A 17266-nucleotide genomic window follows, 5' to 3' on the forward strand; every position below is an offset into this window, starting at 1 on the left:
CTGACATCTCAAAGTGTTTTGACCAGATTAATCATGATTACCTACTGTCCAAAATTGATTGTCCATCAATAATAAAAGCTCAAATCAGACAATGGTTAAAAGCTGGAGTGATGGATAACGGCATATTCGAAGCAACAGAGACAGGCACTCCACAAGGAGGGGTCATCAGTCCTTTACTTGCTAACATCGCACTGGATGGAATGATTAGGCTAATTGTAAAACGTTTTCCTAAAGGAACAAACGGTAATAAGAATTATGCCAGGGTCATCAGATATGCCGATGACTTCGTGGTCATCAGCCCACAATTAGAAGTCATTCAACAATGCCAAATTACCATAGAAGAATGGTTAAAACCTATAGGTTTAGAACTTAAACCTTCAAAAACCCGAATTTGTCACACACTGAGAGAAATTGAGGTCAATGACGAAAAGGTTAAACCAGGATTTGACTTTCTAGGATGGAACTTTAGACAATATCCAGTTGGTAAACACCACAGTGGTACAACAGGAGGAAGCTCCAAACCATTAGGTTTTAAAACCCTAATAAAACCTAGTAAGAAGGCAATTAAAGCTCACGCGGATAAGGTAAAGGAAGTGATTAAAACCCACAGAACTGCACCCCAATACGCATTAATCAAACGCCTGAACCCAATAATTAAAGGATGGTGTAACTACCATTCCAAAGTGGTCGCAAAAGAGATTTTCTCCTCACTAGACCACATAACATGGCTAAGATTAAGAGCATGGACAGTCAGCAGATGCGGTAAAGCCAGCTACAAGAAACTGAAAAACTATTTCAGAAAAAACGGGAATATAGCATGGAGTTTTGAAACCAAAGATGGTTATAGACTACTCACCCATGCAGAAACACCTATTACCCGTCATGTAACTGTAAGACCTGAAGCATCACCTTATGATGGAAACTGGATATATTGGAGTACAAGAAAAGGAACGTCTTTTGATGTACCCAAACGAGTAGCATTTTTGCTGAAAAAGCAAAAAGGTAAATGTAACTTCTGTGGGCAATATTTCACCCCGGAAGATATTGCAGAAATCGACCATATTCTTCCCATATCTTTAGAAGGGAAAGATGAATATAAGAACCTGCAATTATTACATCGCCATTGTCACGATATTAAAACGGCAACCGATGGGTCTTACAACTCAAAAGAAACCGGATGTTCTGATGACAACAGGCAGCTAGACTAGGAGCCGTGTGCGGTGAAAGTCGCACGCACGGTTCTGAATGGGAGGTGAAGGTTGTAAAGCCCTCATCGACCCCTAATATAGTGTTCTGATTGTGAATTACATAAGGACGATATGACCAGTACAAGTAACTTCCGTCAAGCTTTACGGGAAGCTAAAAATGAAGCCATCCTCGGCCCCAATGTGATTGCTAACGCTTTACCCTATGTGGGTGGTGGGTTAATTCTCACGGCGGTGGGCACCTTTGGGGGTTTAAACGTTTTAGCGACAAACCCCGGATTGTTCATGCCGACCTTCTGGGTAGCCCTGATTGCACAACTCGTTCTATTTTTTGTTGCTTCTGGTGTTGCCAACAAGGGTAATAGCAAAGCTGCCTTACCCCTATTAGCGACCTACAGCCTACTCACAGGCTATACTCTCACCGGTTTGGTTGCTGTTGCTTTAGGGACTAATGGTGTTGGGATTGCCGGAATTGGTGTGGCTGCATTAGGGTGTGGAGTCACCTTTATTGGGGCGCGTTCCATTGGGTCTAACCTCTCTGAGTCCGATGGGATGGCCTTAAGTAAAACCATCAACCTCGGAATTATTGCCCTATTTGTTGTCATTCTGGCGCAAGTTGTCCTCAGTTTCTTTGGGATCATTGCCCCCTCTTGGTTAGAAATTGGGATTTCGGGTCTAGGAGTCGTCTTGTTTGTTGGGGCGGCGGTGGTTGATTTCTATTTGTTGCCTCGCGCCTACAACGACCAACAGTATTTATCCGCAGCTTTATCGATGTATTTAACGTACATCAATTTATTTATCTTTATCCTGCGCTTACTGATTGCCTTTAATCGGGATTAATTCTGGGTTGGAGAGCTATTCCTCTGTGTAACAAGGGGCGGGGTATTCCTCGCCCTTTTTGATGGATACTGCTTCTCCATAATTTCTCGGAGTTACAACGTTTATTTTAATTAAAAAGTTCCGTAGAATTTCTGAGGCGAAAAACCCCTAATTTAGGTTATTAATAAATTAAAGCTTAAATTAACATCATTTGGGCTTTAATAATATGCTCTTGTGGCTTCTTGGCAGTGTGCCACAATTAGATTGGTGCTTTCCCGTGGTGGCTGGGTGAAAGGGCCAATCTATTTATTAAAATCAGGCTTAATCTTATTAGAAATTTATAAACGGCTAGACCCAAATCATCAACGATTTAAAGTCTGGTCTCAAATTTGATGGAAATTCGCGGTTGACAATTAATAAAAATGAGATCAGATCCTGGATATTAATCAACTTTGCTGGAAAGGATAATTATCTGAAAATAACCCTCGAAATTAGGATCAATCAACATGGCAACTTTAATCGTTACGAACTTAAATGATAACGGTATCGGTTCTTTACGAGAGGCGATCGCTCAAGCTCAATCTGGAGATATTATTCAATTTGATTCTGGTTTAGCGAGTCAACCTAATCCTATCATAAAACTGACGACAGGTCAATTAAATATTAATAAAAGTATTACCATTGATGGACTGATTGCGGGTACTGTTCCCCGTCAACTAACGATTAGTGGTGAAAACCAATTTCGGGTATTAGAACTGCAAGTTGATCAGCAATTTCAACCTACAACTATAACCCTTAAGAATCTGATTATTATTAAGGGTAATGCAACAGGAATTGATGAAGCAGGTGCAGGAGGAGGAATTCGCATGGGAGGTTCAACAAACCTCACCTTAGAAAATAGTGAACTCAATGATAATGTTGCCCAATTTGGAGGCGGAATTTATACCGGATTTAAAAGTAATACGGTTGTGATTAATAGCAAATTTAATAATAATGATGGCACTTTAGGAGGAAGTGAACGAGGGGGCGGTGCGATCGCTACAAAAAGCGCAGGTTCTTTGACGGTTAAAGATAGTGAATTTAACAATAATAAGGGAATTAATGGAGGTGCAATCAATCATTTACTCGGTAATTTAACCGTTGATAATTCTAAATTTATTAATAATACCTCTGTTCCAGGGGGTACTGTTCCCAATGGTTCTAATAATTATCATGGTGCTGGGGGAGCTATTTATACCGATGGTGCAAATGCTTCCGGTGCGAATTTTGGCCCTGGATTAACAGGCGGAATCATTCAGATTAGTAATTCTTTATTTGATGGTAATACTGGAGCCGGACAAGGAGGTGGATTATTTTTATTTGCTTATCCTCCTGATCAAATCATTATTGAAAATAGTACAATTATTAATAATAGTATTCAAACTAATCTGAAAGGCGATTCTTTAGGAGGAGGATTGCGTTCAGGAAATGCTGAATTAACGATTAATCATACAACATTTGCCAATAACCGAGCCTATAGTCAAGGAGGAGGTTTATGGATTGGTGAAACTTCTCCGACTACGATAACCAATAGCACATTTTCAGGAAATCGTGCCGAATCTTCCGATGGTAATCAGGGTTTAGGAGGTGCAATAACTCTTGCTAATGGGACAAATTCAACCCAGATTATTAATACAACAATTGCTAATAATTATGCAGGGTTTCAAGGGGGAGGATTTTGGGGAGGAGGGACAAATGTTACTTTACAAAATACGATTTTAGCGAAAAATTTTGCTAATAATGGGGGAAATTCTTGGAACGTTAAACATCATACGGGAACTGAATATAATGAAGGCGGTGGTAATATTCAAACTAATGAGTTCAACCCTAATGATACTAAAGCAACGGCTAATATTCAATTAGTGGCTGATGCTTTATTAGGGGATTTACAAACAATTGATGGAAAATTAATTCATCCTTTATTAATCGGAAGTCCCGCTATTGATACAGGTAATAATAATAATTCACCCATAACGGATCAACTCGGTCAAACTCGTCCTATTGATGGGGATCAAAATGGTACAGCCATTATTGATAGTGGTGCTTATGAGTTTCCCGTCCTAACACCCACACCAACTCCGACAGTAACTCCGATTCCAACTCCAACTCCTAGTCCAACTCTGACAGTAACTCCGAGTCCAACTCCGACAACAACACCAACCCCGACAATAACTCCTAGTCCCAGTCCAACACCAACTCCGACAATAACTCCGAGTCCAACTCCGACAGCAACTCCCAGTCCCAGTCCCAGTCCAACACCAACGCCAACGCCAATTCCACAACCTACACCAACACCAACTCCGAGTCCAACACCAACGCCAACACCACAACCTACACCGAGTCCTATTGTTGGTGAAGATGACTGTTTGTGTGATCAATTCCCTAAACCAAACTTAAACCCAGAAAAAACACAAAATGTAATCGAAAAAACCTTAAATGGGACAATAGAAAATGATGACTTAAGGGGAAGTAATTTTAACGATCAAATCAATGGTTTTGAAGGAAATGATACTTTAATCGGAATGGAAAGTGCAGATAACCTTAATGGTGGAAATGGAAATGATTTGTTATTGGGAAATCAAGGTGCAGATGTTTTTATAGGAGGGTTAGGAGATGATACCCAATATGGAGGACAAGATGATGATATTTTGCAAGGAGATGAAAATAACGATTTGCTATTTGGCGATCGCAATCATGATTTTATCCAGGGAAATCTAGGAGAAGATACCCTCTATGGAGGGAAAGAAAATGATCAGTTACAGGGAGATGAAGGTGATGATATTTTATACGGTGATTTAGGAAATGACACCTTAATTGGAGGAAGCGAAAACGATATTTTATTGGGAAATTTAGACGACGATTTGCTTGATGGAGGTTCAGGAGACGATAGTTTATTAGGAGGGGAAAATCAAGATAGTTTAGAAGGAGGAATTGGGAATGATAGTTTATGGGGAGATCTGGGAAATGATAGCCTTTGTGGAGGAGACAATAACGATTTGCTGTTGGGAAATTCAGGAGTAGATATTATAGACGGTTGTTTAGGAAATGATAGCCTGTATGGGGGAAGTGAAAATGATTCTTTAATCGGAGGAATTGGCAATGATAGTTTATGGGGAGACTTGGGGGATGATACCCTCAATGGAGGATTAGGTCAAGATATTTTTATGTTGCAAATGAACGCCGGAAATGACTTAATTCTTGACTTTGATATTACCTTAGATCAGTTAGGACTCAGTAACGGATTAACCTTTGAACAACTCACCTTAATTCAAGAAGAAAATGCAGTTATTATTCGTTTAACTTCTACAGAAGAAGATTTAGCTCGATTAAACGGGATTGATTTAGATTTAATAACTGCTAATCAGTTTCAGGTCATTTAATCCTGTGATCAATAAGAATTAGAAAAAAAATCCCCCTGAATCAGGGGGATGAATAATAGAGGGTCTAAACACAATCTAAGCAATTGAAATAAATGTTGAATTACAGTCCAGAACCTGATTGAGGCGCGGCTCCAGTAGGTTCAACACTTTGACGGAGGAAGGTAATTTGTTGTTCAAAATCCATATTTTCTAATTGACCTAATAAAGCTTTACCTTCTTGAGAAAATTCATAATTTTCCGGCATGGGAACAATGGTTTTAGCATCCATTCCTTGCGCTAAACGATACCAAAACAAGAGTTTGGTATTGTCACTTAAAGAGCCATATTCACGAGACAATTGGGTATCATTACTTTCTAAAAAGTCGCGTTGAGCTTGCAATTGTTCTTCAAAAGAAAGGGCTTGAACTTGATTATATAACCCTTCGGCAATCTCCGTTTGGGCAGCACCAGGAGCCGCAGGAGTAATAGATTGACCCATTTTTGTATAAACAAACCACAAAAAGGCTAATTGGGTATCGACATCTAATCCTCGGAATTTAGATAAAGCTTGTTCTAAATCCTGTTGAGTGGGTGTAAAGGTCATGAAAAATGCTCCAATTTATTAATGCAAAACGATGTAATTTATCCAGATTCAAATTGAATCAAGGAAGACATTGTTATAAATCTTAATAAATATAAAGGTGATTCTCCTCTTTCTCAAGAATGAAAAGATGAAAATCAATAGAAGAGAACGCTACAATAATAAACACAGACACCCGATTCTGCCCTTTGTGCTTTTCTACAGTATCATATTTTACTCGATTTAACGTATAAGATGTGTTATAAATTTGAGTATAATTCAGTAAGAATAAAGTTTCTGGCTTTTCAGGCTTCTATCTTACTTGTATCAATTGAGTCTAATTAAACCTGATCTTCTTTGCTGGATCTCAACCAAATATTATGGGTAGTTTTTTTAAAGTGCCTCCATGTATGTTTCTATCTTCTAATTTTGAGGAAAATGAACGATTAGAAACGCTTTATCGTTACCAGATCTTAGATACGCCTTCTGAAGCAGCATTTGACCGGATTACACTTTTAGCATCTCGATTGCTAAAAGTTCCTATCTCCTTGGTGAGTTTAGTTGATCAGAATCGAATTTGGTTTAAATCCCGTCTAGGACTAGAGCATCCTCAGGTTGATCGTGAAGGCAGCTTTTGCGGTTTTGCAATGTATAATCCAGGGGTTTATTGTGTTAATGATACCCTCACAGATCCCCGATGGTGCAATCATCCTTTGGTAACGGGGGAGTTTAATCTCCGGTTTTATGCAGGGGCTCCTTTGTGTACGTCCGATGGACAACGCTTAGGAACCCTATGTGTAATGGATCATCATCCCCGCCAGTTGAGTGAGTTAGAAATCCAAACCCTACAATCTCTTGGGGAATTAGTGATTGAACAGTTAGATTTACGATTAGCATCCCAACGGTTACAGCAAACAGAAATCGCTTTGTTGCAAAGTCAAGATCGGTTTCGGTCATTAGTCGAACAGGCGGCGGATGGGTTTTTGTTACATGATTTGAACGGCCAGATTTTAGATGTTAATCAATTTGCGTGTCAAAGTTTAGGGTATACGCGACAAGAACTTTTAAAGTTATCGATTCAACAAATAGAAACTGAGGAAATTCCCGCGCTCTTTTTGCAAAGTTTAGTTCCGAATAAACCCATAACCCTACGCCGAATTTACCGTCGCAAAGATCAAACCACCTTTCCCGTAGAAGTCCGGGTTGGGTTAATTCAAGTAGGAGAACAACAATTAATTCATGCTTTAGCCCGCGATATTAGCGATCGCTTACAAATTGAACAACAACTCAAACAACAAGCAGAACGGGAACGATTTACTTCCCGGCTGACTCAACGCATTCATGAATCTTTAGAGTTAAGTGAAATTCTCAATACCACCGTTACCGAAATTCGTCAGGTGCTACAAACTGAACGGGTGATCATTTTCCGGTTTGATGACCATTATGGCGGAGAAGTTTTAACCGAATCTCGGACAAAAGGATGCTTTTCCCTGCTAGGAAATCGATATACTGATAGTTGTATTCAACAAACATTGGCGTTAGAAAATCATCAGAAAATTAAATCCGTTGCTGATATTTACACCTCTAATTTAAGCCGTTGTCATTACGAACTGTTGCACCAACTTCACGTTCGAGCTTATTTAGTCACACCCATTTGGCATGGACAAAAAATGTGGGGTTTATTACTCGCCCATCAATGTTCGAGTCCCCGACAATGGCAAACTTGGGAGCAGGAATTATTAGTATCTTTATCCGCACAATTGGCGATCGCCATTCAACAATCGGAACTTTATCATCAGTTACAACTTGTCAATCATGAATTAAAAGATTTAGCAACTTCTGATAGTTTAACCGGAGTTGCTAACCGTCGTTGTTTTGATGATTATCTGCATCATCAATGGTCTCAATTATCTCAAGACCAACTACCCTTATCAGTCATTTTGTGTGATTTAGACTTTTTTAAACGGTATAACGATACCTACGGACATTTAGCCGGGGATATCGCCTTACGAGAAGTCGCTCAAGGCATTAACCGAGTCATGAGATATCCGGGGGATTTATTGGCTCGATATGGTGGGGAAGAATTTGCCATTATTTTACCCAAAACAGGCGGATCAGAAGCGATTTTAATTGCCCAAAACATTCACAACCAGATCGAACAATTACAGATTGTTCATGAAGGTTCATTAGTGGATACTTATATGACTTGTAGTTTGGGAATTAGTAGCGTTATTCCTTCAGAAAAAATGCCCCCAAAACAATTAGTCGCAATGGCGGATCAAGCACTCTATCAAGCTAAAGCTCAAGGGCGAAATCAATATGTTGTCTTTTCCTTATCTTCATCTTCTTCCTTCAGCCAGAAAAAATGAACCGCTAAGGGTTCATCATCAATTGCCATCAAGAAAAGATCATTGATATTTAGCATGGGTTCAGAATAATATCCTTCATCGGATCACGTTGGTCGGGAGTGAAAATTTACAACTAAGCAGACAATAATTCTTCAGAAATAGAAGAATTAGAAAAAATCTCCTCGATATTTTCGATAATTTCAAAGACTCGATCGAGTTGTGTAATTTCAAAAACCAGTCGGGCGGTTGCAGATGGCCTACACATCACCAAACGACACCCTTTACTGCGCGCAAATTTAACGGCCGTTACAACGGCTCCTAAACCTGAACTATCCATAAAATCTACAGTTGCCAGATTCATCACCCAGATTTTGTGGGGTTCTATGGGAATATTAACTAATTGTTCTTTGAGAAAAAGACCTCCTTGGGAGTCAAGACGAGTTTGGGGCTGAAGCCAAACATACCCATTTAATTCTTGCCATTCCATTGTTATCACTCCTAGCTTATTAAAGGCAGCAGATACTCACCCTTCCACCCAACAATAGAATTGTTCAGACCAACGTTAAAACAGTTGAGACTCATCATCCTCAAAAAACAAGATGAAACACCTATAATAATTGAACTGTTGAGGGTTTTTGGTCTGTCCAAAGAGGGATTTATAGCCATTTAGGATGAATTAAACTTTATTTCATCTTAACTTAGCTACAATTGAAAGAGAGAAACGAGAGGGACTAACATCCAGGTATACTGGGAATTACAGCAATTCTGGATGTTTCACAGAAGTCTTGACATTGACTCAGATCCAGTTCCTAGGATTTTGCCAACGATCCCCTTTCGTGGGACATCTAACTGAGGTTTGATCGACTGAACCTAATTTGTTGTGTTCCTCAACCCAACGAAGATTGACACAATTCGGAAAAACACGTCAAGATATATAGAGAAGTATAAAGCTTTGCAAAAAAATATAAAGGCAGCATTGAATGTCTTTTGAGTTTGTATCCTTAGAAACAATTCGAGAAATTGCTCATCAATACGGCTACTGGGCTGTGTTTGTCGGAATAGCCTTAGAAAATGCGGGCATTCCGCTCCCAGGAGAAACCATTACCCTCGTGGGTGGGTTTCTGGCGGGGAGTGGTGAATTGAATTATTGGTTTGTCCTCGGTAGTGCCATTGCTGGGGCAATTTTAGGCGATAATTTTGGCTACTGGCTGGGCAAATGGGGCGGGTGGCCATTGCTATTGCGTCTCGGTAAGTTATTTCGGATTCGCGAAGAACAACTGCATGAGGTCAAAGAACAATTTCGCCAAAATGCAGCCCGGGCTGTTTTTCTCGGTCGATTTGTCGCCCTCTTACGGATTTTTGCTGGCCCTTTAGCCGGAATTGCCCAAATGCCCTACTGGAAATTCTTTCTTTGTAATTCTGCGGGAGCTACCGTTTGGGCATCGGTGATGGTCAGTTTATCCTATTTCGTCGGAAATATTATCTCCTTGGAAAAATTAGTCGCTTGGGTTGCCCAATTTGCAATTCTGGCTCTAATTTTAGTGGTGGCTTGGTTCGTTATCCCCATGTGGTTAGAAACCCGTAAAGCCAACCATCTTTAATCAGTTATCAGTTATCAGTTATCAGTTATCAGTTATCAGTTATCAGTTATCAGTTATCAGTTATCAGTTATCACTGGAGGAATTATTGTTAGTTACGCTTTCCTCGGTTGAGGCAAATTCATAGCGGTTTTTTCCTTGATGTTTGCCCCTATACATGGCTGCATCAGCTTTATTAACTAAGGTTTCTAAATCTGTTCCATCATCAGGATAAAAACTAATGCCAATACTGGCTCCAATTTGACATTCATGACCGTTGACAACACAACGTTGAGAGAGTGCTAAAAGAATCGTCTGAGCAATTTTAATCACATCATTTCGTTGAGAAATATTCCCTAAAATCAAGGTAAATTCATCCCCTCCCATGCGGGCAACCGTATCAGATTTTCGGACAGATAAAGATAATCGTTTTGCGACTTCTTGCAATACGAAATCACCACTTTGATGTCCTAAACAATCATTCACTAATTTAAACCCATCTAAATCAATAAAAACAACAGCAAACCGCGTTTGTTGTCGTTGGGCCTCGGCGATCGCTCGTTCTAAACGGTCAAAAAATAAAACCCGATTAGGTAATCCTGTTAATTTATCAAAATGAGCTAACCAAGCTAATTGAGCTTCTAATTGTTTGCGATCGCTAATATCCCGTTTAACAGCAACAAAGCGAATAATTTCATTTTGGGAATTTTTAACAGGTGCAATCGTCATCTCTTCATAATAAGTCGTTCCATCTTTTTTAGAGTTAACTAATTCTCCTTTCCACCCGGTTCCTGATAAAATTGTTTTCCATAATTTTTGATAAAATTCTTTGTTTTGACGACCACTTTTTAACAGAGAAGGGTTCTTTCCAATCACTTCAGTTGCCTGATAGCCTGTAATCTTTGTAAAAGCAGGATTGACATATTCAATTGTTCCATCTTTGCCAGTAATTACAATCATATCATCTGCCGATTCCATTGCCACAAAACGGGTCATCAATTCTTGAGTTTGCTGTAAATAATTGTTTTCTCTTTTAATTAAAATCATTAATAAAATTATCAATAATAAAAACAAAATTACATAAATTATTACTTTAATATACCAAGTTAAAAACACTTCAAACAAAGGCAATTTTATTAAAATAATTAAGGGATAACCTTCAATCCTTTGAATTCCATAAATGCTTTTTTTTCCATCCATAGGAGATATTAATACCTCAATTTTTTGGCTTTGATTCTCTTTAATAAATTTTTGTAAAGCCACAAGTTGTAATGATCGATTTTTATCAGGAGATAGGTGGGGTTCTCTAGTGATTAGTCTTAATTTTAAATCTATAATTTCAATCACACCCCGATTATCTAGGTTAATCCCTTGGATTTCGGGGTTCAAAACTGAATAATCAAAATTTTTTTGGGAAAAACTTAAACCCTGTTTAGAGTTTAATTTATAGAAAATATTCTGAGCTAAAAGTTGAGCGATATTCCGAATATTTCGCTCTGTATTTCGAGCCGTCAATTGATAAGAATAGAAAAGTTCAATCCCCAAAGCGGTAGCCACTATTATTGCTAATCCGACTGCATAAATAATTCGCAGAAATTTCTGCCCTTCTTTTTCCTGATAGTCTATTTTCATATTTTCAAGTAGATGATAGATAAAACCCATTGAACAGCGTTGTGAAGGTTTACCTGAGAAAATGATAATGATAAGATTGGTTAAGGCATGATCAAGCCTAATGATAAACTACATCCTAAAATTTTATCACTAATTCGGGTAACACCCAGCCGAATTGAATCGTAAACAATCATCAAAGTTATCTAAAATTGACCTAGAATTAGATCATAAGCTCGTTTACATTTAGCTGATCAAAAAATCAGGGTGTACAGCGTCAGAATCAGGGTTTAGAGGATTGGGTTTAGGGAAGATGGGTTAACAGTTAACCCAAACCCCCGGATCTAATTTTTATCAAAAGAAAAAAGTCATATAAAATTTTAAATAGGCGAGTGCAATGAGCGATCGCAAATCTTTTGTCTGGAAACAGTGGCTTTCTCAACATGATGAAACATCCTTAGAATTCAGAGAATTTTTAAAGTTAATTTTAACCCTATTGATGATTACAATGGGAGTGGGTGGACTCAAGCAATGGGGTTTGTTTCAAGGGTTAGAACTGCGGGTTTATGATCGGATGGTACAACTACGTCCTTATCATCAACCTGATCCTAGACTCTTAATAGTAGAAATTACAGAAACTGATATTAATCGCCTCAAACAATGGCCATTATCCGATAAAATTATTGCTCAAGTTTTAGCTAAATTACAACAAGAACAAGCCGCCGTTATCGGGTTAGATATAGCTCGAAACGTACCCCAAGAACCCGGTCATCAAGCTTTAATGGAGCAAATGAAACGACCCAATTTTATCGCAGTCATGAGCGTTGGAAATAGCGAAGCGGATCGAATTTTACCCCCACTTAGAGTTTCTCCTCAACAGGTGGGAACCGTAGATGTCCCCCTCGATCCTGATGGGGTATCCCGTCGCCATTTAATGTTTAATTGGGATGGAAAAATTAACCGTTTATCTTTACCACTGCGTTTAGTTTTAACCTATTTAAAAGCCGACTGTCCCGGCTACACTCCTTTACATTCAAGTATTCCTTGTAAAAACATTAAACCAAAACTTAATCATCATTTAGATTACCAACTAGGAGAAGTTGCTTTTCCTAAACTCAAACCAAATGATGGGGGTTATCAATCCATTATTGGGGGTTCTCAAATTTTGGTTAATTATCGTCATGCTCCTGATACAATTCGTCAAGTTTCGTTAATGGAAGTGTTAGAAGGAAAGGTTAATTCTGCCTGGATTAAAGATAAAATTGTGCTAATTGGAGTCAGTGCGCCGAGTTTACGAGATTCGGTCTTAACCCCTCTCAATACTGGGAATAATCGGATGCCAAAATTGCCCGGTGTGGTTAATTTAGCTCAAATGACCAGTCAGTTATTGAGTGTAGTTTTAGAGGAAGAATCTCTGTTTTGGTTTCTGTCAGAACGTCAAGAGTTATTATGGATTTTAATTTGGGCGATCGCAGGTCTAATTTTATCTGAATTTTATTCTCGATATTCCTACCTTTTATTAGGAACAGGACTACTATTAACAGCATTAGGCGGAATCAGCTTTTTAGTTTTTTTAAATCAAGGGTGGATTCCCCTGATTTCTCCCAGTGTAGCTTTAATTTTAACGGTTATTTTAGGCGTTATTAATCGAGAATATCAATCTCAAAAACAACAAAAAACGGTAATGCGTTTATTAGGACAACAAACCTCCCCAGAAATTGCTGATGCGTTATGGAAAGGACGGTTAAATTTATTAGAATCCGGTCGTTTACCTTGGCAAAAATTAACTGCAACGGTGTTTTTTTCGGATATTAAAAATTTTAGTACCCTTTCAGAAGCGGAATCTCCCGAATTTATTATGGGATGGTTAAATGAATACCTAAATATTATTACCGAAGAAGTTCAAACCCATCATGGCATTGTGAATAAATTTATGGGGGATGGTGTCATGGCTGTATTTGGAGTTCCGGTTGCGAGTAAAACAGAAGCTGAAATTGCGACCAAAGCTCAACAGGCGGTCAATTGTGCCTTATCCATTCGTCAACGCTTAGAAACAGTCAATCAAGATTGGCAAAAACGAGGTTTACCTGTGATTGAAATGCGGGTAGGAATCTTTACCGGGCCAGTGGTTGTTGGTAGTTTAGGCGGAAAAAATCGGTTAGAATATGGGGTAATAGGAGATAGTGTAAATACCGCTTCTCGTTTAGAAAGCTGTTTAAAAGAGCGTCAAGTTGATACCTGTCGAATTTTAATTGCTTATGAAACATTAATTTATTTGAATGAACAATATAACGTAGAATTTTGGGGAGAATTACCTTTAAAAGGAAAACTACAAAAAATCAAAGTTTATCGAGTTATTAATCATCTTCATGAAAACAGTAATTCAAATTCCTAATTTCAATAAAGTAGAGACGCGCCATGGCGCGTCTCTACTTGGGGTTTAGGGAAACATCTGTAGCACAGATTTAAGCATGGAATCTAACGTTAAACAGAGGTTCGCATTGTGGGAAACATAATCACATCTCGAATACTAGCGGTATTCGTAAATAACATGATTAATCGATCAATTCCAATTCCCATTCCCCCACAATTTGGCATTCCTAAAGAAAGTGCTTGAATAAAGTCTTCATCCATCGGATGTGCTTCTTCATCCCCGGCATTTCGCTGCGCTAATTGTTCCTCAAATCGTTTCCGTTGGTCTTGAGGATCATTTAATTCCGAAAAACCATTAGAATATTCTGTCCCGTGAATAAATAACTCAAACCGTTCTACAAATCCAGGTTTAGAACGATGACGTTTTGCTAACGGACTGACTTCTACCGGAAATTCTGTAATAAAAGTCGGTTGTATTAATTGAGGAGAAACTAATTTATCAAAGACCGCATAAAGGACATAGCCTAAACTTTGAGTGTCTAATTTAGATAAATGTAACCCTAAATTTTCAGCCGATTTTAGAGCTTCATCTAATTCTAAGGTATCAAAATCTAAGCCTGTTTTTTCCCGCACCGCTTCCACCATCGTTTGAACTTTCCAATGGTTTCCCGTAAAGGTCGGATATTGTTCAGAATAGTTATATTTCCGTTCCAAACTAATCACTTGACCTTGATATTCAAGTTCAGTTTGTTCTCCTAATATATCCGTAGCAACGGCACAAATTACATCTTCCACTAAAGTCATGACATCAAAATAATCTGCATAAGCTTGATAAACTTCAATAGAAGTAAATTCTGGATTATGGGTGCTATCAATGCCTTCATTTCTAAACACTCTTCCCATTTCAAAGACTCGTTCAAACCCCCCACAAATTGCCCGTTTTAAATGCAGTTCGGTAGCAATTCGTAGATATAAATTAATATCTAAAGCATTATGATGGGTAACAAAAGGACGCGCCGCCGCACCGCCATAAATCGCTTGTAATACGGGGGTTTCTAATTCCTCAAAACAATGATCCCATAAATACATCCGAATCCTTTTTAAAATCCGATTTCTAAGTTTAAAGGTTTCTAAGGATTTCGGGTTACTTACTAAATCAATTTCTCGATGGCGACGACACAATTCCGGGTCATTAATTCCATAATAGGAATCAGGAAAAGGCATCGTTGCTTTAGAAATCACAAAAATCCGTTCAACTTGTACTGATAATTCCCCTCGGTTCGTGCGACATCCTATTCCTTCGGCGGCAATGAAATCTCCTAAATCCAGATATTTTTTAACCTGATTAAAGGATAATCCCGTTTCGCCAGTGACTAATTTTTTCTCTAGTTTGAGTTGAATGGTTCCCGCAATATCCGTTAACCCAATAAACCCAATACTTCCACTATCCCGTTTAAAGGTAATACGTCCACAAACGGTTAAAGGAACAGCGTCGGGGTCACTTTCTCCATCGTTTAATTCTTTCCCCGGTTGTGCGAATAAATCTTTAATTGCTTGGGTCGTATGTGACCGTTGAAGGGAGTGACTGGGATAGGGTTCTATTCCCAATTCTCTCAACTCATCGACTTTCTGAGAACGAACTTCTACTTCATTGCGGGTTTCATTTTTAGCCATGTTGATGATTTCCTATATTAATTTTAGCCCAATATTTAATCATAACAGTTATCGGCTATTATTTGTAATTATTATTAAAGTAGGGTGCGTAAGCTCCGCGCACGCACCATCAATTATCTCTCAAAATTATCCAAGTTTTCCTTTCTAATTGGGTTGATGTGGTGCGTGCGGCTTCGCCTTACGCACCCTACTAGACCTGTCGTCCATCAACGCGCACGCACCATCAATTATTATTAGAATAAAAAGAAAGTGTTGAAATAAAGATATTCAGAAGTTCATTTTAATGATAAACTGATACAAAGACAACCAAGAGGTTAATGATGGACATCAAAGAATTTTTAGAAAAACGTTCTAAAGGTGAACGTGATTTTAAGGGCCTAGAATTAAGAAGTGTTAACCTTGAAGGAACAGAGTTAAAGAATATTGATTTCTATGGTGCTAATTTAGCAGGTATACAATTAAGCCGTGCTAGATTATCTGGCGTTGATCTAAGTTATACAAACTTAACATCAGCTAACCTTGAGCAAGCCTATCTCTCTGCATTAAATTTGATAGGAGCTAATTTAACAGGTTCTATTCTGAATAGAGCAGATTTTACAAGCTCAAATTTGACAGGAGCTAACTTAACAAATTGTAGTCTGAATAGATCAGATTTTACAAGGGCAACTTTAAGTCGAGCTAATTTAAGAGGAGGAAAATTTGAAGGATGTAATTTTATATCATCTAACTTAAATTTTGCTAACTTAAGTGATGTAAATTTATCATCATTAAACTTTATAAATGCCAATTTGCAATGTGCAAATCTTGAAAATGCTAATTTAAAAAAAGCAATACTTAAAAATGCTAATCTAACAAAAGCTGATTTACGAGGAGCTAATCTAGTTAAGGCAAATTTAGAGGGAGCAAACTTAACACAAGCAGACTTAACAGATGCTAATATTTATGGGGCTAACCTTGAAAATGTTAACTTTACAGATACAATTATGCCTGATGGAGAACTCTATCAACCAGAAGATAGCACTCCTAATTTATCAGAATCAATAGAAACATTATCGGACACAGAAGAAACCATGACTCGCCAAATCATTAAAACCGAAAACGCTCCCAACCCTGTTGGCCCTTATAATCAAGCGGTAATGGTCAATAACATGATCTTTTTATCGGGACAAATTGCTATTGACCCCCGAATTAACCAAATTCTTTATCCCGATGATGTTATCAAACAAACTGAACGAGTGATGTCAAATTTAGAAGCGGTATTAACGGAAGCAGGTGCGACTTGGGAAAACGTCGTTAAAACCACAATCTTCTTAAAAGATATGAACGATTTTACCCAAGTTAATGAAGTTTATTCTAAATATTTTAAACCCGAAACAGCCCCCGCTAGGGCGACGGTTGAAGTGTCTCGCCTTCCCAAGGATGTATTAGTAGAAATCGAGTGTATCGCAGTCATTTAAACAGTAGGGTGCGTAAGCTCCGCGCACGCACCATCAATTATCTCTCAAAATTATCCAAGTTTTCCTTTCTAATTTGGTTGATTTGGTGCGTGCGGTTTCACCTTACGCACCCTACAATTTACACCTGTTTCTCTCCATCAACGCGCACGCACCATCAATTATCTATAATAATCATCAAGGTTTTCTGTTCTAATTTGGTTGATTTGGTGCGTGCGGCTTCGCCTTAC

The 17266-nt window shown here is 38.4% G+C and carries 11 protein-coding genes; 7 read left to right on the forward strand and 4 right to left on the reverse strand.

Annotation, left to right across the window (positions count from 1 at the left end; translation table 11 throughout):
- The 3 genes from IQ236_RS25365 to IQ236_RS25375 form a co-directional block, all read left to right on the forward strand.
- Positions 1-1208 (forward strand): group II intron reverse transcriptase (locus IQ236_RS25365; RefSeq protein WP_193871854.1); only part of this gene is annotated, 1208 nt, incomplete at its 5' end.
- 111 nt (positions 1209-1319) lie between these two features.
- Positions 1320-2045, forward strand: coding sequence for a Bax inhibitor-1/YccA family protein (locus tag IQ236_RS25370; protein ID WP_190519523.1), 726 nt, complete (start codon positions 1320-1322; stop codon positions 2043-2045).
- 485 nt (positions 2046-2530) lie between these two features.
- Positions 2531-5443, forward strand: a complete 2913-nt coding sequence (locus IQ236_RS25375) for a calcium-binding protein (protein WP_193871855.1) — start codon at positions 2531-2533, stop codon at positions 5441-5443.
- 100 nt (positions 5444-5543) lie between these two features.
- Here IQ236_RS25375 and IQ236_RS25380 read toward each other — a convergent pair whose 3' ends face one another.
- Positions 5544-6026: an orange carotenoid protein N-terminal domain-containing protein gene (locus tag IQ236_RS25380; protein WP_193871856.1), complete on the reverse strand. Its 483-nt coding sequence runs from the start codon at positions 6024-6026 to the stop codon at positions 5544-5546.
- Positions 6027-6412: 386 nt separating this feature from the next.
- Between IQ236_RS25380 and IQ236_RS25385 the strand changes: the two genes are divergently transcribed.
- Positions 6413-8371, forward strand: a complete 1959-nt coding sequence (locus IQ236_RS25385) for a diguanylate cyclase domain-containing protein (RefSeq protein WP_193871857.1) — start codon at positions 6413-6415, stop codon at positions 8369-8371.
- A gap of 112 nt (positions 8372-8483) precedes the next feature.
- On the opposite strand, the gene IQ236_RS25390 is transcribed toward IQ236_RS25385, so the two are convergent.
- Entirely contained in the window at positions 8484-8837 is a 354-nt protein-coding gene (locus tag IQ236_RS25390) for an STAS domain-containing protein (RefSeq protein ID WP_072719578.1), read from the reverse strand.
- Positions 8838-9330: 493 nt separating this feature from the next.
- Between IQ236_RS25390 and IQ236_RS25395 the strand changes: the two genes are divergently transcribed.
- A complete protein-coding gene (locus tag IQ236_RS25395; RefSeq protein WP_193871858.1) occupies positions 9331-9951 on the forward strand; it encodes a DedA family protein in 621 nt (206 codons plus the stop codon).
- A 63-nt stretch (positions 9952-10014) separates the two neighbouring features.
- Here the strand turns inward: IQ236_RS25395 and IQ236_RS25400 are convergent, their stop codons facing one another.
- Positions 10015-11559 carry a diguanylate cyclase domain-containing protein gene (locus IQ236_RS25400; protein ID WP_193871859.1) on the reverse strand — a complete coding sequence of 515 codons (1545 nt, stop codon included), beginning with the start codon at positions 11557-11559 and terminating at the stop codon, positions 10015-10017.
- A 373-nt stretch (positions 11560-11932) separates the two neighbouring features.
- Here IQ236_RS25400 and IQ236_RS25405 point away from each other — a divergent pair, with 373 nt between their 5' ends.
- Positions 11933-13930, forward strand: coding sequence for a CHASE2 domain-containing protein (locus IQ236_RS25405; protein ID WP_193871860.1), 1998 nt, complete (start codon positions 11933-11935; stop codon positions 13928-13930).
- An 89-nt stretch (positions 13931-14019) separates the two neighbouring features.
- Here the strand turns inward: IQ236_RS25405 and lysS are convergent, their stop codons facing one another.
- Positions 14020-15582 carry a lysine--tRNA ligase gene (lysS, locus tag IQ236_RS25410; RefSeq protein ID WP_193871861.1) on the reverse strand — a complete coding sequence of 521 codons (1563 nt, stop codon included), beginning with the start codon at positions 15580-15582 and terminating at the stop codon, positions 14020-14022.
- Between the two features lie 320 nt (positions 15583-15902).
- Between lysS and IQ236_RS25415 the strand changes: the two genes are divergently transcribed.
- Entirely contained in the window at positions 15903-17039 is a 1137-nt protein-coding gene (locus tag IQ236_RS25415; RefSeq protein WP_193871862.1) for a Rid family detoxifying hydrolase, read from the forward strand.
- Positions 17040-17266: the final 227 nt, after the last annotated feature.

The organism is Planktothrix mougeotii LEGE 06226 (assembly GCF_015207485.1).
Lineage (GTDB): Bacteria > Cyanobacteriota > Cyanobacteriia > Cyanobacteriales > Microcoleaceae > Planktothrix.

What these genes read in the sequence shown, in the direction of transcription:
- IQ236_RS25370 (WP_190519523.1), top strand. Translation starts at nt 1,320, where the DNA reads ATGACCAGTACAAGTAACTTCCGTCAAGCTTTACGGGAAGCTAAAAAT.
- IQ236_RS25380 (WP_193871856.1), bottom strand. Translation starts at nt 6,026, where the DNA reads ATGACCTTTACACCCACTCAACAGGATTTAGAACAAGCTTTATCTAAA.
- IQ236_RS25390 (WP_072719578.1), bottom strand. Translation starts at nt 8,837, where the DNA reads ATGGAATGGCAAGAATTAAATGGGTATGTTTGGCTTCAGCCCCAAACT.
- lysS (WP_193871861.1), bottom strand. Translation starts at nt 15,582, where the DNA reads ATGGCTAAAAATGAAACCCGCAATGAAGTAGAAGTTCGTTCTCAGAAA.
- IQ236_RS25385 (WP_193871857.1), top strand. Translation starts at nt 6,413, where the DNA reads ATGTTTCTATCTTCTAATTTTGAGGAAAATGAACGATTAGAAACGCTT.
- IQ236_RS25375 (WP_193871855.1), top strand. Translation starts at nt 2,531, where the DNA reads ATGGCAACTTTAATCGTTACGAACTTAAATGATAACGGTATCGGTTCT.
- IQ236_RS25415 (WP_193871862.1), top strand. Translation starts at nt 15,903, where the DNA reads ATGGACATCAAAGAATTTTTAGAAAAACGTTCTAAAGGTGAACGTGAT.
- IQ236_RS25400 (WP_193871859.1), bottom strand. Translation starts at nt 11,559, where the DNA reads ATGAAAATAGACTATCAGGAAAAAGAAGGGCAGAAATTTCTGCGAATT.
- IQ236_RS25405 (WP_193871860.1), top strand. Translation starts at nt 11,933, where the DNA reads ATGAGCGATCGCAAATCTTTTGTCTGGAAACAGTGGCTTTCTCAACAT.
- IQ236_RS25395 (WP_193871858.1), top strand. Translation starts at nt 9,331, where the DNA reads ATGTCTTTTGAGTTTGTATCCTTAGAAACAATTCGAGAAATTGCTCAT.